Genomic DNA, 19,246 nt, shown 5'->3' with positions numbered 1-19,246 from the left:
GCGGGCACACGAAGCTCCCCTCTCCCTTTGGGAGAGGGGCTGGGGGGTTCGGTCGGGGTTTCGCGAACCATGGTTCGCGCCGGCCGAACGGCATCGGCCTGCATGCCGATGCGCGCCCTGCAAGGGAGGGAAGAGACGCCACGGCAGGCTCCTCGGATACAAGACGTGATGCGCGCATCATGGCGTCTCTCCCCGATCCCAGGCATTGAGCCGCGCCGCCACCGACTGTGGTTCGGCCGCGATCTCGACCACCTTGTGCCGCGAGCTGCGGCCATGCGCGATTCGTATGCTGGCGCGCGGGACGCCCAGGCTGCGCTGCAGGAACGCGCCAAGCGCCTCGTTCGCCTTGTTGTCCGTGGCCGGCGCGGCGATCCTGAGCTTCAACGCTTCGCCATGACGGCCGGCAGGGCCGCTCGCACGCGCTCCGGGCTGCACGTGCAGCGTGAGCACGAGGCCGGCGCCGTCCGGGCGCGCCTTGGCCCAGACGGGTAACGGTTGCGCGCTACGGTGTCGAGGCGTCATGGCGGTCAGAACAACCGGGTCACGTTCATTTCCAGCCACGCCACCGGCAGCATGAGGATCAGCTGCAGCACGACGATCAGCACCAGCGGCGACAGGTCGACGTTGGCCACCATGGGCACGCGCTTCTGCAGCGGGCGCAGGAAAGGCTGGGTGAGGCTGTTGAGCAGCGGCCCGATCGGGCTGTATGGATTCACCCACGACAATATCGCGTGCACGATCACCGCCACCATCAGAATGTAGATGCTCATCTTCAGTATCTTCACCGCCGCCAGCACCAGGATCGCGACCAGCACGGCGCCGGTAGCCGCCTCGGCGTCCATTCCGCGCAAGGCGAGCACCGCGAACAGCACCAGCACCTCGCACAACCAGGCGAGCACCAGGCTCGCCAGGTCCATGCCCCACAGGCCGGGCACGACACGCCGTGCCCGTAGCACGGCGAAGTCGGTCAGGGCGCACAGGAACTGCGAGATCGGGTTGCGGTAAGGCGCGCGCAGGACCTGCAGGTAGAAGCGCAACAGCAGGGCAAGCGAGAACAGACCGACGATCGTCTCGACCAGGAATATCGCCGCTTGATTCAGCACTCTAGTGCGCCTTTCCCAGTTCCTGCGCGAGCTCCTCGGCGCGCCGCATGGCCGCATGCACTGCGGCCCCGATCGCTTCCGCCACGCGCTCGCCGTTCATCGCCGCGAGCGCCCGTTCCGTGGTGCCTCCTTTCGAAGTGACCCGCTCGCGCAAGGTCGACACGTCTTCGTCGCTCGTCTGCGCCAGGCGTATCGCGCCGGCGAAAGTAGCCAGCACCAGTTGCTGCGCCTGCGCCTGGTCGAACCCCAGCTCGAGCGCGCCCTGGCGCAGCGCCTCGATGAAATAGAACACGTACGCCGGCCCGCTGCCCGAGACCGCCGTCACCGCGTCGATCAGTTCCTCACGCGCGACCCAAAGCGTCTCGCCTACTGCGCGCAGCACCGCCTCGGCCCTGCTGCGTTCCGCCGCCGTCACCTCGTCCAGCGCGAACAGCCCCGACACGCCCGCGCGCACCAGCGCCGGCGTATTCGGCATCACCCGCACGATCCGGCGATAGCCGCCGAGCCAGCGCGCCAGATCCTCGGTCCGTATCCCGGCCGCGATGCTCAAGACCAGCTGCTCGCGCAACACCGGCCGCAGCGCCGCCGCGGCGTCACGCATGTGCTGTGGCTTCACCGCCAGCACGAGCGTAGCCACGTCCTGCGCTACATCGGCAATTTCGGGCCATACCTTGATGCCGAACGTGTGCGCGAGCCGTTCGCGTTGCGCGGCGTCGATCTCGACCGCGCACAGCGACGCGGCGGGCGCACCGTTGGCGAGCAGGCCGCCGATCAGCGCGGCGCCCATGTTGCCGCCGCCCACGAACAGGATCTGTTGCGTCATGGTCGTGCCTCGTAGGCTATTGATTCGAAAGTAGGTTATTGATTCGAAAGACTACACCGATACCCAAGGGTGCTCCTGCAGATAGCGCTGCTCGAAACCCTCGATGCGCTCGATGTGCTGCAGCACCAGGCCGACGTCGTCCAGTCCCTTGACCAGCCGCTCCTTGGCCGCTGCATCGATGTCGAATCGGTAGAGCGCGCCGTCGGGGCCGGTGACCGTCTGCGCGGGTAGATCGATCGTGAGCGCCGCGCCGGGCCCGGCATGCAACTGGCCGCGCAGCCGGGCGCAATCGGTCTCCGCCAGCACGATCGGCAGAAATCCGTTCTGCAGCGCATTGCCGTAGTGGATGTCGCCGAAAGACGGCGCGATCACGCTCAAGATGCCGTACTCGTGCATCGCGTAGACCGCTTGCTCGCGCGACGAGCCGCAGCCGTAGTTGGCGGCCGCCACCAGGATGCGGGCGTTGCGATACGGCGCCTGGTTGAGCACGAACTCGGGCCGCTCGTTACCGGCGGCGTCGAAGCGCATGTCGTGGAACAGCCAGCGCTCGTAGCCCGGCACGCGCTGCTTGCGCAGGAAGCGCGCCGGGATGATGCGATCGGTATCGCAATTGACGATGTCGATCGGCGCGCCGACGCCGCTAAGCGTGGTGAACGGTTCCATGGTCGGTTCCCTGGCGTAGGTCTGTCATGCCTGTCTTCGCCGCTGCCGCGAAAGCGGGAGTCCAGGAATTCAATGCTATTCTGGATTCTCGCTTCGTGACGGTATTCCGGAGCTCCCTACAGCGTGCGTACATCCGTGATGCGCCCCGTGATCGCGGCCGCCGCGGCCATCGCAGCCCCCATCAGATGCGTGCGTGCGCCCTTGCCCTGTCGCCCCTCGAAGTTGCGGTTGGAGGTCGAGGCGCTGCGCTCGCCAGGGCCCACCTGATCGCCATTGATGCCCACGCACATCGAGCAGCCGGCATCGCGCCATTCGAACCCGGCGTCGAGGAATACGCGGTCGAGACCTTCGGCTTCGGCGGCCGCCTTCACCGTGCGCGACCCGGGCGAAACGATCGCAGGCACGACGGCCTTGCGACCCTTCACGATCGCGGCGGCGGCGCGCAAATCATCGAGCCGGCCGTTGGTGCACGAACCGATGAAGACGCGGTCGATGCGCACCGATGCGAGCGGCGTTCCCGGCGCCAGATCCATGTAGCGCAGCGAGCTTTCCATGCGCGCGCGGCGCAGCGGGTCGGCGATGTCGTCGGGATCGGGTACCGAGCTGCTCACCGGCGCACCTTCCTCCGGATTGGTACCCCACGTGACCATCGGTTCCAGCGTGCTCGCATCGATGTGCACTTCGCGATCGAACTGCGCCTCGGCATCGCTCGGCAAGGTCTTCCAGTACGCGAGGGCCCGGTTCCAGTTCTCGCCTTTGGGCGCATAAGGGCGCCCGGCGAGCCAGTCATAGGTGGTAGCGTCGGGCGCGATCAGCCCCGCGCGCGCGCCGGCTTCGATCGACATGTTGCAGATGGTCATGCGGGCTTCCATGCCAGCCGTGCGCACGACCGGGCCGGCGTACTCGATCACGTGTCCCTGCGCGCCGCCGATGCCGATTCTGGCAATGATGGCGAGGATCACGTCCTTCGCGCCCACGCTCGGGGGCAGCGTCCCGTCGATCGTGATGCGCAGGGTCTGCGGTTTCTTCTGCCACAGGCACTGTGTGGCCAGCACCTGCTTCACTTGCGATGCGCCGACGCCGAACGCGTAGGCGCCGACTGCGCCATGCGTGGAGGTGTGCGAGTCGCCGCAGTTGATGACGAGCCCGGGCAGCGTGAGGCCGAGCTCGGGCGCGGCGACGTGCACGATGCCTTGCTGGGCGTGATCGATATGGAAGTGGCGGATACCAGAGCGGGCGGTGTTGCGGGCGATATTTTCGATCAGGCCGCGCGCCTCGGCGTCGGCCACGCCCGCGACGCCCTGTTCGCGCCCGGTCGTCGGTACGTAGTGATCGTCGAAGGCGAACACGTTCTGCGGCCGGCGCACGTCGCGGCCCGCGGCCGCGAGCGCGTTGAAGGCGTGAAAGGAGCCTTCGTGGACATAGTGCCGGTCGACCCACAGCAGCGCATCGCCGCCGCTGCCGTGCGTGATCACGTGCCGGTCCCAGATCTTTTCGAAAAGCGTGCGTGCCATCGCGCCGCCCGAGAAAGTAAGGCCGACGACTATAGCATCGCGCTGCCGTGCGGGCAGCCGTGACGCCTATAATGCCCGCAGGCGTCCGGTTCCGAAACACCGGCGCCACCACATGGAGGATCGCCATGTCCGACTTGGGCTACGTGCTCTTCACCCAGCCGGGGTGAACGAGTTGCCTCAGGGCGAAAGAGTTTCTTTCGCGCCAGAACGTGCAGTTCGAGGTGGTCGACGTCATGAACGATCCGGCCGGGCGCGAGCGCCTGCGGGCGCTCGGCGTGCGCGGGCTGCCGGTTCTTGCCCGCGGCAAGGACTATACGTTCGGCCAGCGCATCGAGGACATCGCCCGCTTCGTCGGCATCGACTACCGGGCCGAATCGCTTCCGCCCGAAACGCTGGTGCGCAAGTGGGTTTCTATCCTGCGTACCGGCCAGGGCATCATGCGCCAGTTCCCGCAGGCCGTCCTGGACGAGCGCGTGCACGAGGCGCGCGATCAGTCGATCCGGCACATGGGCTATCACGCCCTGCGGCTGGGCGATGCCTACCTTGCCACCGCGGTAGACGGGGTGGAGGACTGGCTCACGATCTCCATGGAGAAGCCGCCCGCCGCTGCCAGCGGGGCCGACGTGGCGGCATACGGCGAGGGTGTGATCGAGCGCCTGCAGGCGTGGTGGGAGGCGCAGACCGATCGGAGCTGCGCGCGCGAGGTGCGCACTTATAGCGGCGTGCAGAGCCTGCGCGAATTCCTCGAGCGCCAGACATGGCATAGCGCGCAGCACATCCGGCAGTTGACCTGGCGCCTGGAGCAACTGGGGATCGAGCCGGACAAGCCGCTGACTGCTGCCGAGCTTGGCGGGCTGCCGATTCCGGAGGCGATCTGGGGCTAGACGCTTGGCAGTGGAGCACCGCCTGCCGGGTGAGCCGCAACGACACCGTCATTCCCGTGAAAACGGGAATCCAGGATGCGGTGATCCAGGATCGGGTCTTCTCTGGATTCCCGTGTGCACGGGAACGACGGGAAGAGTTACCGCGGTGGCCGGATGTTCGGCTGCGCGCACCATCTTATCCGCGCAGCCACGCTCGCTTCAGAGCGTACGAGCGGGCTGCGCAGATCGATGCAGCCTCTCTTCCAACTCAGCCGGCAAGCGCGTGATCTCGACCAGGAAGTCGATCAGCACGCGGACCTTGTTCGCGACGTGGCGCGCCGACGGATAGACGACGCTGATCGGCCGGCCTTCGACCGCGTAGGATTCGAGCAGCGGCACGAGCACGCCGGAATCGAGATCGTGGTGCGTCGTCCACCAGTTGGATTGAACGACGCCGAGGCCCAGCAGTGCGCATTCGCGCATGGCATCGCCACCGGTGACCACCAGGTTGCCGCTTACGCTTACGTCCACGATCCGGCCGGCATCGTTGAAGGTCCATACGGGGCTGGTGAGGCTGGTGATGCAATTGTGCTGCAACAGATCGAGCGGCGCTTGCGGCGTGCCGTGCCGATCGAGGTAGCGTGCCGACGCGGCGGTGATGCGCGGACCGCGATTGAGCACCCGCGCGACATGGCGCGAATCGCTCAAATCGCCGACCACCACGGCCACGTCCAACCCCTGCTCGATCAGATCGCCGGGACGGTCGTCGAAGCGCAGCTCCAGCACGATCTCGGGGTAGCGGGCTGCGAACTCCGCCAGGCGAGGCAGGAAGGTCAGGCGCGCGAACAGGACCGGCAAGGCGATACGAATGCGGCCTTTCGGCATTCGCGCGCCGCGGCGCAACGATGCCTCCGCGTCTTCCACATCGTTCAGAATCTGGACTGCGCGGGCATAAAACTCGCGCCCATCGTCGTTCATCGCCAGCCGCCGGGTCGAGCGCTCCAGCAGCCGGGTTCCGAGCTCGTCTTCCAGGCGGGCGATCATCTTGGCGACGGCCGAAACCGAGATGCCGAGCTGCGCTGCCGCCGACGAGAAGCTGCCGCTCTCGGCCACTCGGACGAAAGTCTGCATCGCCATCAGCTTGTTCATCCGGATGTCTTGAACCAAAAGTAAAAACTGATTGTACTGAGCAGCCTGTTTTCTCGCCAATGGGCGCTGAGTACACTCGCCAAGTGGCCCGCTGCTCCGTAACGGACGAGTCGTGCCGCAGCATTTCGAGGCAACGGGGCCGGTGATCGATGGGTGACACAGCGCTACGCAGCAAGCCGCGCACGCACGGCGACGATGCGGGAAGTCGGCCTCCCAGGCTGCGGGTGAGTGGAGCCGGCCGCTCGGCCACGATGCACGGCAATTTCGACGCACGCGATCTGCGCCGCGCCATGGGCGGATTCGCCACCGGCGTCACGGTGGTCACCGCGTGCGCGCCTGCCGGTCGCAGGGCGGGCGTCACGGTCAATTCGTTCTGCTCGGTCTCGCTCGATCCTCCGCTGGTGCTGTGGTGCCTCGGCAAGCGCGCGCCGAGCTTGCCGGTGTTCTCCGCCGCCTCGCACTTTGCCATTCATGTTCTGGCCGCCGATCAAGGTGCGCTTTCGGATCGCTTCAGCCGCCCGGCGGCGGACAAATTTGCCGGCCTGCAATACGACGAAGGGCTGGGCGGCGTGCCGCTGTTCGACGGCGCGGCCGTGCGTTTCGAATGCCGGCGCGAGCACAGCTACGAAAGTGGCGACCACCTGATCCTGATCGGTCGAATCGAGCGCTACTGCTACAGCGAATGCACGCCGCTGCTGTTCCATGGCGGGCGCATGCACGCTGCCGATGACGAGTGAACGGCACGGCCTGAAGCGCGCGGCGGCGGCGGTCGTCGGCATTGCGGAATCCGACTTGGGGCTCGTGCCCCGACACATGACGCCGACCGATCTCATGGCGCAGGCCACGGTGCGCGCGCTGGACGACTGCGGCCTGAAGCTCGCCGACATCGATGCCGTGCTGTGCGCGCACAGCCAGTCGCGCGTGGCGTCGATGCAGCTCGCCGAATATCTGCGCATCAAGCCGCGATACTTCGACGGCACCATGATCGGCGGGGCATCCTTCATGTCGCATCTCGCGCATGCGATGGCCGCGATCCAGCTGGGTGTTTGCGATGTGGCGCTCATCGCCTACGGCAGCACGCAGCGCTCGGTTACGCGGGCCGCGGCTGCGCCCGGCGAATACAACCCGTACGAGGCGCCGTACCGTCAATTCATCCAGCCTGGCGCCTATGCGCTGGCCGCGTCGCGCCACATGCACCAATACGGCACCACGCGCGAGCAGCTCGCCGACGTTGCCGTTGCCGCCCGGCAATGGGCCCTACTCAATCCGAACGCGTGGGAGAAAGAGCCGCTCACACGCCAGCAGGTGCTGGATGCGCGCATGGTCTGTTATCCCTTCACCGTGCGCGACTGCTGCCTCGTCACCGACGGCGGCGGTGCAATGATCGTCACTTCCGCCGAGCGGGCCCGTGCGCTGAAAAAGCCGGCCGCGTACGTGCTCGGGATCGGCGAGGCACTGAGCCATGCCTCGATCGCCAACATGGCGGATCTCACCGTCACGGCGGCAACCGAATCGGGCCCGGCCGCGTTTGGTATGGCGGGGGTGACGCATGCCGATATCGACATGCTGTCGCTCTACGACGCGTTTACGCTCACGCCGATTCTCTTTCTCGAGGATCTCGGCTTCTGCCCCAAGGGCGAGGGCGGGCGCTTCGTCGCCAACGGCGCCATCGCGCCGGGCGGGCGGCTTGCCGTCAACACCAGCGGCGGCGGCTTGTCGTATTGTCATCCGGGCATGTACGGCTTGCTGGTGATGATCGAGGCGGTGCGCCAGCTGCGCGGCGAATGCGGGCAGCGCCAGATCGCCGACTGCGAGGTTGCGCTTGCGCACGGCGACGGCGGCGTGTTGTCGAGCCAATGCACGGTGGTGTTCGGGGGCGCGAGCACGGTTTGATTGCTCTGCGGGTCAGGGCAGCCTCACCGCGCCTTGGTGTCGCGTGCACCGGGCTCAGGTAAGGCGTCATTCCCGCGCAGGCGGGAACCCGGGACGTCCGTCATTCCCGCGCACGCGGGAATCCAGGACAAACCCGATCCTGGGCTCCCGTTTTCACGGGAGGTCGCTTTCGCCATAGCGGGAGGTCGCTTCCGCCATAGCGGGAGGTCGCTTCCGCCATAGCGGGAGCGACGAGATTCGTCAGCGCGCGTTTTCCCGACGAATGACTCGCTCTATCAGAACGTTTTCTTGCGCCGCCATTTTCTCGGCCGGTCGCTCGGGAAGGTGAGCCCGCTCGCGCTCACGCCCAGATCCACCATCGTCTTCGCCAGCGCGATGGCACTGGCATAACCTTCGAGCACGGGAATCTCCCAGCCGATCTCGGCCAGCCGCTTCGCGACGAACGGCTTGAGCCAGAATGTCGCCGAGCAACCGAAGGTGATGACCTCGGCGCCATCCTCCTCGATCGCGCACACCGCTTCCTGCACCGCGCGCTCGACCATCTCCGAGCGCTCGCCCTTCAGTGCCTTCTGCCGCTCGCCCTGTGGCGTGAGCTCCGACTCGTGCCCTGGGCGCATGAACGGGATGTGCACGTTGCGGATCGAAGCGCAGCGCTGGTCGAAGCGATGCTGGATGACCAGGTTGTAGTAGTACATGTTGTGCGACTCGGCCAGGTCGATCACGCTGAACTTGTTGCCGAGCATGGTCGCGATGTGCATCTGCGAGAAAGCGCAGGACGTCACCGGGATTCCGAACGGGCGCGCGATCTCGCGCGATTCCATGAACCCGGGCTCGCCGCCGCCGAGCAGAACGATACCGTTGTATTTGCCGCTCGCGCAGGCCTCCTTCACGATCGGCAACCGTCCCGCGGCGACCAGGGCGAACTCTTCCCGATTCTCCACCGCCCAGTCGCCGTACGGCGCTTGCGGGCCCGGGTGCAGATCCCATTCGATGCCCTCCAGAACCGGTTTCACCAGCTCGTAGTTGGGCAGGCGCAGCTCCTTCGGGCCCTCGATGGGACGATGCAGGTAGGGCGAAGTCGGCGGCAGGCTGAAGGCGTGGATGAGGAGGAAACGGTAACGGCTTGTGGTGTCGGCCATGGCATCTCCGGAAAATCCGCGGATCGTAGGCGTGAGCAGTTTCCCCTCCTCGCCGAGGAGGGGCTGGACGCGCTATGCGCGGACGGGGTGGTTGCTTATCCGCATGGACCCGATGCGCGTCGCACCAAGTGTACCGTTCGCGCACGCGGCGCGACACGCGCTGTAATTCAGGCTTGGTGCGAGCGGCGTCACGGTGTAGATTGCGCCAGTTCATACAACAGGGAGCCACGCAATGATACGAGCTGCGATCTACGGGCTGGGCCGCTGGGGCAACCGCCTGCTCGAATCGGTGCGCGAGAGCGACAAGATCCGCATCACCACCGGCATCTCGCGCGATCCGTCGCGCCATGCCGAGCTGGCGCAGCGCGCGGGTATCCGTATCGTCAACTCCTATGCCGGCGTGCTGAAGAATCCGGACATCGACGCAGTGGTCCTCACCACGCCGCACTCGCAGCACTGCGCGCAGGTGGTGCAGGCGGCTGCGGCCGGCAAGCACGTGTTCGTGGAGAAACCGTTCACGCTCACGCGCAAGACCGCCGAGCGCGCCATCGATGCCTGCCGGCAAGCAAACGTGACGCTGGCGCTCGGCTTCAATCGTCGCTTCTCGCCCGCATTCGTCGAGATGGTTCGGCGTATCGAGGCCGGCGAGATCGGCGAGGTGGTGCACGTGGAAGGACAGAATTCCGGACCGACCGGTCACAGCCTCAAGGCGGGAAACTGGCGCGCCACGCGCAAGGAAGCACCTGGCGGTGGCATGACCGCGCGCGGCATCCACGCGCTGGACTGCATGATCCGGATCGCCGGCCCCGTGACGCGGGTGTACGCGCGCTCGCAGAAGCGCGCGCTTGCGCCCGAGGTCGACATGGACGACACCACGGCGCTGCTGCTCGACTTTGCGCGCGGGGCCAGCGGCTGTCTTACGGCCGTGTTCGTCACCGGGGACTACTGGCGGGTCGCTGCCATGGGGACCAAAGGCTGGCTGGAGAGTCGCAGCGACACCGAGCTCGTTTTCCGCGGATTGACTGGTGCGCCGCAGCGCAGCCCGTTCGAGGCCATCGACAAGGAACGCGCCGAGCTGGAAGCCTTCGCCGATGCGATCGCGGCCGGCCGTCGCTTCCTCGTCCCGCCGGAGGCGATGGTGAACGGCATCGCCGTTCTAGAGTCGATCGAGAAATCGTCGGCCAGGGGCAAGCCGATCGAGATTTCGTAGTAATCGCCTTCCTGGCGAACCACACCACCCCGGCGAACCACACCACCCCGGCGAACCACACCACCCCGGCGAACCACACCACCCCGGCGAACCACACCACCCCGGCGCTTCGCGCCACCCCTCCTCGTGAGAGGAGGGGAAAACCATCTATTCCCCTCCTGCGAAGGAGGGGCGGGACGCGACTGGGTCGCGGACGGGGTGGTGCCGGCACTCGAAGCGGAGTGGTGCCGGCACTCGAAGCGAGGCCATTCTACGCCCGCGCGCCACGCCCCTTCCTAAGTGGACGCGAACGCAGGCTTCTACTTCGTCGCCTTGGCGAGCCGGCGCACGACCTTCATCCGCTGTACGTTATCGCCGGCCAGATGGGTCCAGATAATGCCGTCGCGCACGAGTTTGTTGGCATGCGCGTCCATTGTGAAGCCGGCTGCGCCGTGCAGATCCATGTTGAGCTGCGTGACTTCCTGGATCACGTCGGTGGAGAAATTCATGACGAACCCGCCGTTGGTGGAGGCGAGCTTCCGATCGTGCTCCCATGCCACGCGCAGCACGAACGAGCGCAGCGCCTCGGTCAGCATGTTCATGCGGCCGATCTTCAGTTGCACCGTCTGCTGCTCGATGAGCGGCTTGCCGCCCTGCGTGCGTGATTTCGCCAGCGTCATGGCCGATTCGCATGCCGACATGCATACGCCCAGGGCATTGGCCGCGAGCTCGAGATCGCCGAACAGGTCGCCGCCGGTGCGCTCTCCCTTGTCCAGATTCCCGTGCCCCCCGGACTGGCCGATCACGTTCGCCTGCGGCACGCGTGCGTTGTCGAAGATCAGCTCCGCGTTCTGGTAGAAACGCCAGCCGCTCTTGTTGAACACCTTGCCGGAGCGGAAGCCCGGCGTGTCGCGCGGCACGAGGAACATCGTGACGCCGTCCTTCACGTTCCTGTTCGGGTCGGAGCGCGCATCGACGAAGAAGAGCTTGCCGATGTTGCCGTTGGCGATGAAGCACTTCTCGCCGTTCAGGATCCACTCGTCGCCCTTGCGCTCGGCCTTGAGCTTGAGGCCCGCGCGCACGTCGTCTTCGGGCGGCAGGCGATTGTCCGAGCCGGCATTCGGCTCGGTGATGCCCTTGCCCATGACGAAGGTGTCGTCGGCCATGAATGCCGTGAGGAAGCGTTCCTTCTGCTCGGGGCTACAGACGCTCGCGATCAGGTGGCTCCACTTCCAGTTCTGGCTGAAGCCCTTCGCGATCCCGCTGTCGCCGCGGGCGAGCTCGGCCATGACAAGCGTCTGGGTGACGAAATCGGCGCCCGGGCCGCCGTATTCCTTCGGCACGGCCAGGGTGCGAAAGCCGAGCTTCGATCCCTTCTTGAACAGATCCCAGTCCCAGGTCTGGGCCGGGTCCAGGATGCGATCGCGTGCGAGCGAGACCGGCCGGATGTCCTCATCGGCGAACGTGCGCGCTTTCGCTTGCCACGCGCGCTGCTCGTCGTTCAGCGAAAAATCCATGTGTTTCTCCTCAGAGAACCTCTGATGAACCTGTAGTGACGTCACTCCCGCGCACGCGGGAGTCCAGTGAATTGGATTCCTGGATTCCCGTTGTCACGGGAATGACGCCTTTCGGAGCATTCTTTAGGCGCGCCGGAACTCGGCCAGCGCTTCGGCGATCCGCAGCTTGCCGTCGCCGGGGCTCATGCCCGAATGCAGAAAAATGAGGGCGTCCTGAACGTACTTGTGCATCGGCATGTCGCGCATGACGCCCATCGCACCGAAGACTTCGGCCGCTTCCAGCGCCACTCGGTGAATGGCTTCGGCGGTGTAGACGCGCGCGAGCGTCGTGAGCGGAAGGTCGGCGATACTGCGATCGGCCACGGCGGACGGGTTATCCACGACCCAGGCGGCCTTCCAGACCATCGTGCGCGCCATCTCGAGGCGGATCGCCATGTCGGCGAGCAGCGTGCCGATTGCCTGATGCTCGACGATCCGCCGGCCGCCCTGCACGCGTATGCCGGCGTAATCGACCGCGGCCTCGTAGGCGGCGCGGCCGAGGCCGATGTTCATCGCGGCGCCCACCGGTATGCCGCGACCGTCGTTCTCGAGCCCGGCGCTGAGCGGACTTCTGCCTTCCTCGCCGAGCAGGTGATCGCCCGGCACGCGGCAATCCTCGAATGTGATGTCGGCAAGCAGCCCGTGATACCAGCCGGCGTTCTGATCCAGCTCGCGCACTGTCATGCCGGGCGCATCTTTCGGCACCAGTAGCGTGCTCACACCCTGGCCGGCCGGCGCCTTCGGATCGGTCTTCACTTGCACGGCGATCAGCCCCGCCAGCGAACCATTCGGTACGAACGCTTTCGTGCCGTTGATCACCCAGTCGCCGGTCGGGGTGCGCGTGGCAGTGCAATGCACGGCCGGCGCGACCGGGACCGCGCGGTGGTAGTTGACGCCAAGCTCGGTGTCGCTGTCGGTCTCGTGCGCCGCGAGCGCGAGCTGGCTGGAATCGTCGGAAACGAGCAGCGGCAGGAAACGCTCGCGCTGCGCCGGGGTCATCAGCCGGTCGAACAGCAGATGGCTCAGCATCGAGGTTTCGACCAGCACCGCGGCGACATCCGGATCGCCGGCAGCCAACTCCTCCGCGACGATGCAAGAGGTGATCGCGTCGGCCCCGGCGCCGCCGAGTGCTTCGGACAGGGCCAGCGTTCGCAGGCCCATCTGCGCGGCCTTTTGCAGCATGTCCTGCGGCGGACGCCGGTCCAGCGCCTCCATGCGTGCAGGCTTGATGGCGACCGGCTTGATTTCGTTGGCGACGAATTCGCGCACGGTGTCGCGAATCTCCAGCTGCTCGGCGCTGAGGTGCAAATCGTACATAGGGATTCTCGGCCTTTCGACGGGGCTAGGGCATCGCAGCGGTCATTGCGGGGTGGCCGGGATGACGCAAGGTCCAATATACGCAGGGGCAGCATTGCTTGCAACGTGCGCAGACTGCACTGGAGAGTCGGGAAGGGCGCGTTGTACAGAGTCGGGAAGGGGCGCGTTATACAATCGGCTCACCTGCCGACCAAGGTGGTGCGCGTCATCAATCCGGCGGCGCCCGGCGGCAACAGCGACATCCTGTTTCGCCTGCTGCAGCCGAAGATGAGCGAGGTTCTTGGCCAGAACCTCGTCATGGATTACCGGCCCGGCGCAGGCGGCATCATCGGCGTGGAGATTACGTCCAAGGCGCCGGCCGACGGCTACACCACCGCGCTGGTCGCGGCCAGCTTCCTCATCAATCCGGCAGTGCGGACGAAACTCCCGTACGACACGCCGAAGGATTTCACGCCGCTCGGATTGATCGTCGATCTGCCCGCCGGATTCATGGTGCATCCGTCGATGCCGGTCAGGAGCGTGAAGGAGATGATCGCGCTCGCCAAGGCCAGGCCCGGTCAGATCCTGTACTCGACCTCGGGCGCCGGCGCCATCGGGCATATGGCCGCCGAATTGTTCAATTCGACGGCCGGCGTGAAGATGATCCATGTGCCATACAAGGGCGCCGGGCCGAGCGTCATCGATCTCGTCGGCGGCCACGTGCAGACGACCTTCGTCAGCCTGCCTTTGGTGGTTGGCCATATCCAGACCGGGCGGCTTCGCATTCTGGCGCAATGCGGCGCGAAACGATTCGAGTCGCTGCCCGATGTGCCGACCATGCAGGAGGCCGGCGTGCCGGGCTTCGTCGTGAGCAGCGGCTTCAGCTTCATCGGTCCGGCTGGCATTGCGCGTCCCGTGGCCGAAAAGCTCAACAACGCCTTGGCGCAAGCCGTGCGTGATCCTGAAAACCGGAAGCAATTGATCGCACGCGCGGCCGAACCCGTCGGCAGCTCGATCCACGAGCATGCCGCATTCATGAAGACGGAGATCGCCAAGTGGACCCAGGTGGCGAAGCAGGCCAACATCAAGGTGGATTGAGGGTACCCCGCGGCATGAGGAAATTGCAGGTAGGCCCGTTAGCCCTGGAGAGCCGTTGATCCAAGGTTGCGAGTGGCAATCCAAGCGCTTCGGCAACGGCAACATACCATGCATCGTAGCTCGTGACGTTTTGGCGCAGCTCCCAGACCCGATCCGCGAACGGTTCGAAGGAGAATACCTCCATATCGAGCTGCATCAGATCCTCGTACGCCGCATTGGCGTCGGGCGGCGTGATCTCCTTGGCCCGTTCCAGTCTGCGCAGGATGTTGGTCGCTTCGACGCGCGCCAGCTCCGGGGCATGCAGCGAGCCGGCCGCAAGCACACCTTCGGCCCATTGTCCGTGCGGGCCGGAATCGACCAGCGCGGCAACCAGCACCGATGCGTCTACGACGACGCTCACCGTTGGTCAGCGTCTCGCGCTTTGAGTATCCGCCCGGAGGAGACGCGAGTTTGCGATGCTCGCTTTCTCTTGCGTACCTGCTCCAACCAGGCATCCAGCGACGGGCGGGCGGCCAGGCGCTCGAGTTCCGTCCGCAGGTACTCTTGCATAGACTTCCCATGCAGCGCCGCGCGGGCAGCGAGCTCGTCGCGGACCTTTTCGGGAACATCCCGGATGGTGATCCGTATAGTCATGCTGGCATAATGCCAGCACCACAGGCAGCATGCAAACGGTACGGTTTTCGCACCGGCGTGGGGAACGACGAACAGTGCTGTTCAATTGAAAGTGCGACAAAGTCCTGTCATTGCGCATGATGCGTGCGAGGTCGGACTGATCGGCCTCGGGCTGATCGGTACGTCGCTCGCGAAGCGACTGCTCGGCCAAGGCTTCCGGGTGTACGGCTACGACGTCGCGCCGGCGCGTTGCGGCGACCTGGCCGCGCTGGGTGGGATCGCGGTCGCGAGTGCGCGCGCTGTCGGCCGTACCTGCCGCACGGTATTGCTGGCGGTATTCGATACGCCGCAGGTCGAAAGCGTGCTGGAAGCCAAGAGCGGGCTCGAGCCCCAGCCCGGGCAGCTGATCATTTGCGTCAGCACCTGCGATCCGGACGCGATTGCCGCGCTGGCCGAGCGTCTCGACGCGCGCGGGGTGCGTTTCCTCGAAGCGCCGCTTTCGGGCAACAGCGACCAGATTGCGCTCGGTAATGGCGTGGCGATGATCGGCGGCGAGCGCGACGCGATGGAAGAGGCGGCACCGGTGCTTGTCGCCATCAGCAAGCAACAGTTCTACCTGGGACCGGTCGGATCGGGCGGCCGCGCGAAGCTCGCGGTGAATCTGGTCGGCGGCCTGAATCGCGCCGTGCTGGCCGAGGGCCTCGCTTTCGCCGAATCGATGGGGCTCGATCTGGCGGCGTTCCTGGACGTGCTCAAGGCTTCCGCGGCCTACTCGCGCGCCATGGACACGCGCGGACACAAGATGGTAACGAGCGACTTCACGCCGCATGCGTGGCTCAAGCAGTCGCTGAAGGATTTCCAGTTGATGAAGACAGCCGCCGAGCGCGTGGGACAGGAGCTGCCGCTGGCCGCGCTATACACCGAGTTGATACGAAGCTGCATGACGCACGGCGAAGGCGAGCTGGACAATTCGGCAGTCATTAAGGAACTGCGGCGGCGCCGGCGTCCTGTGAAACGCTGAGCGTCGAGCGACAACGGTGCGCTGCAAAGCCACGTCGGGCGCATCAGCGATTTCGTGAATGCTCGACAGTAAATCAGACATCCCCCCTCGGATTCGGAGAAAGCAAGAATGATCATGCGTACCATCCTATCGGCAATGGCGCTTGCAGCAGCCCCGCTTTGCGCCGGCGCCCAATCGTTTCCCAGCAAGCCAATTCGGCTCATCGTCGCATTCCCCGCCGGCGGCGCCACCGATCTGGTCGCACGTGCCATGGCGCAGCGCTTTAGCGACCGATGGCATCAATCGGTGATCGTGGACAATCGTTCCGGCGCCGGCGGCGTCATCGGCACCGAGCTTGCATCGCGCGCCCCGGCCGATGGCTATACCGTCTTGTTCGGCAGCTCCAGCACATTCGCCACGGGGCCCGTCCTCCAGCCCAAGCTGCCTTACGATCCGCAGCGCGATTTCGCGCCCATCTCGCTGACGACGCTGATCCCGAACATCATCGTCGCGCACGCATCCGTGCCCGTCACCTCGGTGAAGGAACTGATCGAGTATGCCAAGGCGAAGCCGCAGCAAGCGTCCTATGCGTCCAACGGCAACGCGACGGCATCGCACATCGCCGGAGAATTGCTGCGGCACCGAGGCGGCTTTTCCTGGATCCATGTGCCTTACAAAGGCGCGGGGCCGGCGATTACCGATGTCGTCGGCGGTCATGTGCAATTCCTGATCGGCGCGATCTCAACTTCGCTCCCGCACGTGCGGGCAGGAAAGAATCCGCGGCATCGCGGTCACCGGTCTGCAGCGCTCGAGCGCGGTTCCCGAACTGCCGACGGTGGCCGAATCAGGATTTCCCACCTTCGAGGTCGTACAGTGGTTTGGCCTCCTGGCGCCCGCGAAGACGCCCGCGCCCATCATCAAGCAGTTCAATACGGCGGTGGTCGAGATGTACCGTGACGCTCCGTTTTCCGAGCGCTTCAAGCGGCAAGGACTGGAGCCTTCGACCACGACGCCGGATGAGTTCGCGAGCTTCATCAAGAACGAGATCGCGATGTGGACCAAGGTCTTCAAGGATGCTGAAGGACGCGCTGCAGTCGCTGCACGACGAGGTGAAGAGCGCCGAGAGCTACTTCCAGCACATCCAGTGGCTGCAGGATCGCTTCCCGGAGGCGAAGTACGAGGACGTGACGGGACTCTGCAAGCTCGCGTCGCCGGATGAGGTGAAGGAGCAGGACTACTCGCTGAATCCCGGCCGCTACGTCGGCGTCGTGATCGAGGAAGATGGGAAGACGGCGGAGGAGTTTCTGTCTGATCTTATAGATGCGCAGGAGGAGCTATCTGCGTTGAACGAACGAGCCTACGAATTGGACAGGCTAATCGCGCACAACCTTGAAGCGATTACAGGGGGCGCATGACTTGGCGAGCGAGATCTCTGGGCGAAGTGCTGCGCATCGAACACGGGTACGCATTCAAGGGGGAGCATTTCGCCGATAGTGGCAAGTACGTCGTGCTGACGCCGGGCAACTTCCATGAGCAAGGCGGCTTCCGCCCGCGACCTGGAAAGGACCGCTTCTATTCCGGTCCATTTCCTGATCGGTATCTCCTCAAAAAGGACGACATCATCGTGGCGATGACCGAGCAGGGAGAAGGATTGCTCGGCAGTGCCGCAATTATTCCCGACGACGATACCTACTTGCATAACCAGCGTCTCGGTCTTGTGCGGGAGCAGAATGCAGTCGCCGATCGGCGCTTCTTATACTACTTGTTCAATTCCGATTACGTTCGTCAGCAGATTCGCAACAGTTCGTCCGGCGCAAAGGTTCGCCATACGTCACCCGAGCGAATGTATGCCGTAAAGATACACTTCCCCGATTCTGTGGCCGTACAGCGAAAGGTGGCTGCGATCCTCTCCGCCTACGACGACCTGATCGCCAACAACCAGCGGCGCATCGCGCTGCTGGAATCCATGGCCGAGGAGATCTATCGCGAGTGGTTTGTGCGCATGCGTTTTCCTTGTTACGAGGATGCGACGTTCTCAAAGGGACGCCCGAAAGCCTGGAAGGAAGGGCGACTTGGAGACATAGCTGACTTCACGATGGGCCAGAGTCCGAGTTCGGAGTTTTACAACGAACGAGGTGACGGATTGCCGTTTCACCAAGGGGTAGGAACGTATGGCCCGCGCTTTCCGAGGCATGTGGTGTACTGTTCGGTACCGGGTCGGTCCGCGAAGGCTGGCGATATCCTGTTCAGCGTGCGAGCGCCTGTCGGGCGCATGAATATCGCCGATCGCGACCTCACCATCGGCCGCGGTTTGGCGGCCATGCGGCACCGGGAAGGAGCGAACGCGTATCTGTTCTATCTATTGCACACATGTTTCGCCACTGAGGATTTGATCGGCAATGGGTCGATCTTCAATTCCGTCGGGAAGGATGAGCTTGCCCGATTTCCGATCATCAAGCCGGACGACGCGTTGGTCGAAAAATTCGATTGCCTCACAAAGCCGATCGGTGAGGAACTGGGATTGCTGTATGAGACGGTTGATGCGTTACAAGGCGTGCGCGACAGACTTCTCCCTCGCCTCATCTCGGGCAAACTCAAAGTCGACCACCTCGACATCCGCATGCCGCCCTCGATGCGCGAAGTCGTCGGATCCGCATCCGCCTAGGCTCGTCGTCCACCCCCCTGGCCCAACTTCCACTGTGGAGGTTGGGCTGGTCGTGAGCCGCTGTCGTGCCCCGCAGGCAGCGGGCGAGTGACTCGGCACCCGCCGGTCAACCGCCTCCCCGTTTCGTTCGTTTCGTTTATTGCGTATATTACGAACATCTGCCCGGTCCCGAGTATCCGGGTCATCGGAGAGGAGTACCGACATGGCTGCCGATCCGCACGATGCCATCGATACCGTGCTCGACGAGCACGACGCCGCCCTGGCGCAGGCGGCGCAGCGCTGTCTGATGGCGGCGCTGGACCATTCGCGTGCGCCCAGGATCAAGCTGGTTGGCGACGGCGAAGAGGCGCCCGCGATCGAGCTGCCGCCCAAGGCGCTGCGCTTCATCGCCGAGCTGCTGGGCTTGATGGGGCAGCGCCGGCCGATCGTCCTTCTGCCGCAAAAGCTCGAAATGTCGACGCAGGACGCTGCCAACTTCCTCAACGTCTCGCGTCCGTTCGTCGTGAAGCAGATCGAGGCAGGCAAGCTCAAGTGCCGCAAGGTGGGACGGCACCGCCGCATCCTGTTCGAGGATTTGCTGGCTTACCAGGCAGCATCCCGGGCCAAGTCCGAGCGCGCCTTACAGGCGCTGGCCGATCAGGGCCAGGAACTGAAGATGGGCTATCCGGGTTAGACGCGCAAGG

General features: G+C 65.2%; 20 protein-coding genes. 9 read left to right on the top strand and 11 right to left on the bottom strand.

Translation table 11 applies throughout. The features are described from left to right. Positions 1–177: 177 nt before the first annotated feature. The 5 genes from GEV05_11515 to leuC form a co-directional block, all read right to left on the bottom strand. Positions 178–522 (bottom strand): DUF167 domain-containing protein, encoded by a 345-nt coding sequence (locus GEV05_11515; GenBank protein ID MPZ44012.1) that lies wholly within the window; start codon positions 520–522, stop codon positions 178–180. Between the two features lie 5 nt (positions 523–527). Beyond that, positions 528–1,103 carry a YggT family protein gene (locus GEV05_11510; GenBank protein ID MPZ44011.1) on the bottom strand — a complete coding sequence of 192 codons (576 nt, stop codon included), beginning with the start codon at positions 1,101–1,103 and terminating at the stop codon, positions 528–530. Position 1,104: 1 nt separating this feature from the next. Then, a complete protein-coding gene (locus GEV05_11505; protein MPZ44010.1) occupies positions 1,105–1,926 on the bottom strand; it encodes a pyrroline-5-carboxylate reductase in 822 nt (273 codons plus the stop codon). Positions 1,927–1,977: 51 nt separating this feature from the next. After that, positions 1,978–2,589, bottom strand: coding sequence for a 3-isopropylmalate dehydratase small subunit (gene leuD / locus GEV05_11500; protein ID MPZ44009.1), 612 nt, complete (start codon positions 2,587–2,589; stop codon positions 1,978–1,980). Between the two features lie 116 nt (positions 2,590–2,705). Then, the gene (leuC, locus tag GEV05_11495) at positions 2,706–4,103 is read right to left on the bottom strand and encodes a 3-isopropylmalate dehydratase large subunit (protein ID MPZ44008.1); all 1,398 of its coding nucleotides are present in this window, start codon (positions 4,101–4,103) and stop codon (positions 2,706–2,708) included. Positions 4,104–4,312: 209 nt separating this feature from the next. Between leuC and GEV05_11490 the strand changes: the two genes are divergently transcribed. Next, positions 4,313–4,987: a hypothetical protein gene (locus GEV05_11490; protein ID MPZ44007.1), complete on the top strand. Its 675-nt coding sequence runs from the start codon at positions 4,313–4,315 to the stop codon at positions 4,985–4,987. Between the two features lie 198 nt (positions 4,988–5,185). On the opposite strand, the gene GEV05_11485 is transcribed toward GEV05_11490, so the two are convergent. Then, positions 5,186–6,115 carry a LysR family transcriptional regulator gene (locus tag GEV05_11485; GenBank protein MPZ44006.1) on the bottom strand — a complete coding sequence of 310 codons (930 nt, stop codon included), beginning with the start codon at positions 6,113–6,115 and terminating at the stop codon, positions 5,186–5,188. A gap of 290 nt (positions 6,116–6,405) precedes the next feature. On the opposite strand from GEV05_11485, the gene GEV05_11480 reads away from it, so the two are divergent. Together GEV05_11480 and GEV05_11475 are read left to right on the top strand one after the other, a co-directional pair. After that, entirely contained in the window at positions 6,406–6,852 is a 447-nt protein-coding gene (locus GEV05_11480; protein ID MPZ44005.1) for a flavin reductase, read from the top strand. Next, positions 6,842–8,008 carry a thiolase gene (locus tag GEV05_11475; GenBank protein ID MPZ44004.1) on the top strand — a complete coding sequence of 389 codons (1,167 nt, stop codon included), beginning with the start codon at positions 6,842–6,844 and terminating at the stop codon, positions 8,006–8,008. The genes GEV05_11480 and GEV05_11475 overlap by 11 nt, the downstream gene beginning before the upstream one ends. A 275-nt stretch (positions 8,009–8,283) precedes the next feature. Here GEV05_11475 and GEV05_11470 read toward each other — a convergent pair whose 3' ends face one another. Further along, positions 8,284–9,147 carry a hypothetical protein gene (locus GEV05_11470; GenBank protein MPZ44003.1) on the bottom strand — a complete coding sequence of 288 codons (864 nt, stop codon included), beginning with the start codon at positions 9,145–9,147 and terminating at the stop codon, positions 8,284–8,286. Positions 9,148–9,379: 232 nt separating this feature from the next. Here GEV05_11470 and GEV05_11465 point away from each other — a divergent pair, with 232 nt between their 5' ends. Continuing rightward, positions 9,380–10,357, top strand: coding sequence for a gfo/Idh/MocA family oxidoreductase (locus GEV05_11465; GenBank protein MPZ44002.1), 978 nt, complete (start codon positions 9,380–9,382; stop codon positions 10,355–10,357). A 299-nt stretch (positions 10,358–10,656) separates the two neighbouring features. Here GEV05_11465 and GEV05_11460 read toward each other — a convergent pair whose 3' ends face one another. Both GEV05_11460 and GEV05_11455 read right to left on the bottom strand, forming a co-directional pair. Next, positions 10,657–11,853 carry a hypothetical protein gene (locus tag GEV05_11460; GenBank protein MPZ44001.1) on the bottom strand — a complete coding sequence of 399 codons (1,197 nt, stop codon included), beginning with the start codon at positions 11,851–11,853 and terminating at the stop codon, positions 10,657–10,659. 123 nt (positions 11,854–11,976) lie between these two features. Further along, entirely contained in the window at positions 11,977–13,209 is a 1,233-nt protein-coding gene (locus tag GEV05_11455; GenBank protein MPZ44000.1) for a hypothetical protein, read from the bottom strand. A 141-nt stretch (positions 13,210–13,350) separates the two neighbouring features. Between GEV05_11455 and GEV05_11450 the strand changes: the two genes are divergently transcribed. Continuing rightward, positions 13,351–14,286, top strand: a complete 936-nt coding sequence (locus GEV05_11450; GenBank protein ID MPZ43999.1) for a tripartite tricarboxylate transporter substrate binding protein — start codon at positions 13,351–13,353, stop codon at positions 14,284–14,286. Here the strand turns inward: GEV05_11450 and GEV05_11445 are convergent. Both GEV05_11445 and GEV05_11440 read right to left on the bottom strand, forming a co-directional pair. Next, entirely contained in the window at positions 14,273–14,686 is a 414-nt protein-coding gene (locus GEV05_11445; protein MPZ43998.1) for a PIN domain-containing protein, read from the bottom strand. The genes GEV05_11450 and GEV05_11445 overlap by 14 nt on opposite strands. After that, positions 14,683–14,919: a hypothetical protein gene (locus GEV05_11440; protein ID MPZ43997.1), complete on the bottom strand. Its 237-nt coding sequence runs from the start codon at positions 14,917–14,919 to the stop codon at positions 14,683–14,685. The genes GEV05_11445 and GEV05_11440 overlap by 4 nt, the downstream gene beginning before the upstream one ends. Before the next feature lie 85 nt (positions 14,920–15,004). Between GEV05_11440 and GEV05_11435 the strand changes: the two genes are divergently transcribed. From GEV05_11435 to GEV05_11420, 4 genes are all read left to right on the top strand, one after another. Further along, complete coding sequence (locus GEV05_11435; protein MPZ43996.1) at positions 15,005–15,919, top strand: NAD-binding protein; 915 nt, start codon at positions 15,005–15,007, stop codon at positions 15,917–15,919. Positions 15,920–16,191: 272 nt separating this feature from the next. Beyond that, a complete protein-coding gene (locus GEV05_11430) occupies positions 16,192–17,313 on the top strand; it encodes an N-6 DNA methylase (protein ID MPZ43995.1) in 1,122 nt (373 codons plus the stop codon). Next, the gene (locus GEV05_11425; GenBank protein ID MPZ43994.1) at positions 17,310–18,563 is read left to right on the top strand and encodes a restriction endonuclease subunit S; all 1,254 of its coding nucleotides are present in this window, start codon (positions 17,310–17,312) and stop codon (positions 18,561–18,563) included. Before GEV05_11430 ends, GEV05_11425 begins: the two co-directional genes overlap by 4 nt. A 202-nt stretch (positions 18,564–18,765) precedes the next feature. Then, positions 18,766–19,236 carry a helix-turn-helix domain-containing protein gene (locus GEV05_11420; protein ID MPZ43993.1) on the top strand — a complete coding sequence of 157 codons (471 nt, stop codon included), beginning with the start codon at positions 18,766–18,768 and terminating at the stop codon, positions 19,234–19,236. Positions 19,237–19,246: the final 10 nt, after the last annotated feature.

Source organism: Betaproteobacteria bacterium (genome assembly GCA_009377585.1).
Taxonomy (GTDB): domain Bacteria; phylum Pseudomonadota; class Gammaproteobacteria; order Burkholderiales; family WYBJ01; genus WYBJ01.
The sequence above is the reverse complement of the archived record's forward strand: the minus strand, read 5'-3'. Positions and strand labels throughout refer to the sequence as shown.

Bases quoted from the DNA above. Each gene is read 5' to 3' on its own strand.
- GEV05_11515 (MPZ44012.1), bottom strand. From the start codon at position 522: ATGACGCCTCGACACCGTAGCGCGCAACCGTTACCCGTCTGGGCCAAG.
- GEV05_11505 (MPZ44010.1), bottom strand. From the start codon at position 1,926: ATGACGCAACAGATCCTGTTCGTGGGCGGCGGCAACATGGGCGCCGCG.
- leuD (MPZ44009.1), bottom strand. From the start codon at position 2,589: ATGGAACCGTTCACCACGCTTAGCGGCGTCGGCGCGCCGATCGACATC.
- leuC (MPZ44008.1), bottom strand. From the start codon at position 4,103: ATGGCACGCACGCTTTTCGAAAAGATCTGGGACCGGCACGTGATCACG.
- GEV05_11485 (MPZ44006.1), bottom strand. From the start codon at position 6,115: ATGAACAAGCTGATGGCGATGCAGACTTTCGTCCGAGTGGCCGAGAGC.
- GEV05_11480 (MPZ44005.1), top strand. From the start codon at position 6,406: ATGGGCGGATTCGCCACCGGCGTCACGGTGGTCACCGCGTGCGCGCCT.
- GEV05_11475 (MPZ44004.1), top strand. From the start codon at position 6,842: ATGACGAGTGAACGGCACGGCCTGAAGCGCGCGGCGGCGGCGGTCGTC.
- GEV05_11470 (MPZ44003.1), bottom strand. From the start codon at position 9,147: ATGGCCGACACCACAAGCCGTTACCGTTTCCTCCTCATCCACGCCTTC.
- GEV05_11465 (MPZ44002.1), top strand. From the start codon at position 9,380: ATGATACGAGCTGCGATCTACGGGCTGGGCCGCTGGGGCAACCGCCTG.
- GEV05_11460 (MPZ44001.1), bottom strand. From the start codon at position 11,853: ATGGATTTTTCGCTGAACGACGAGCAGCGCGCGTGGCAAGCGAAAGCG.
- GEV05_11455 (MPZ44000.1), bottom strand. From the start codon at position 13,209: ATGTACGATTTGCACCTCAGCGCCGAGCAGCTGGAGATTCGCGACACC.
- GEV05_11440 (MPZ43997.1), bottom strand. From the start codon at position 14,919: ATGACTATACGGATCACCATCCGGGATGTTCCCGAAAAGGTCCGCGAC.
- GEV05_11430 (MPZ43995.1), top strand. From the start codon at position 16,192: ATGGCATCAATCGGTGATCGTGGACAATCGTTCCGGCGCCGGCGGCGT.
- GEV05_11425 (MPZ43994.1), top strand. From the start codon at position 17,310: ATGACTTGGCGAGCGAGATCTCTGGGCGAAGTGCTGCGCATCGAACAC.
- GEV05_11420 (MPZ43993.1), top strand. From the start codon at position 18,766: ATGGCTGCCGATCCGCACGATGCCATCGATACCGTGCTCGACGAGCAC.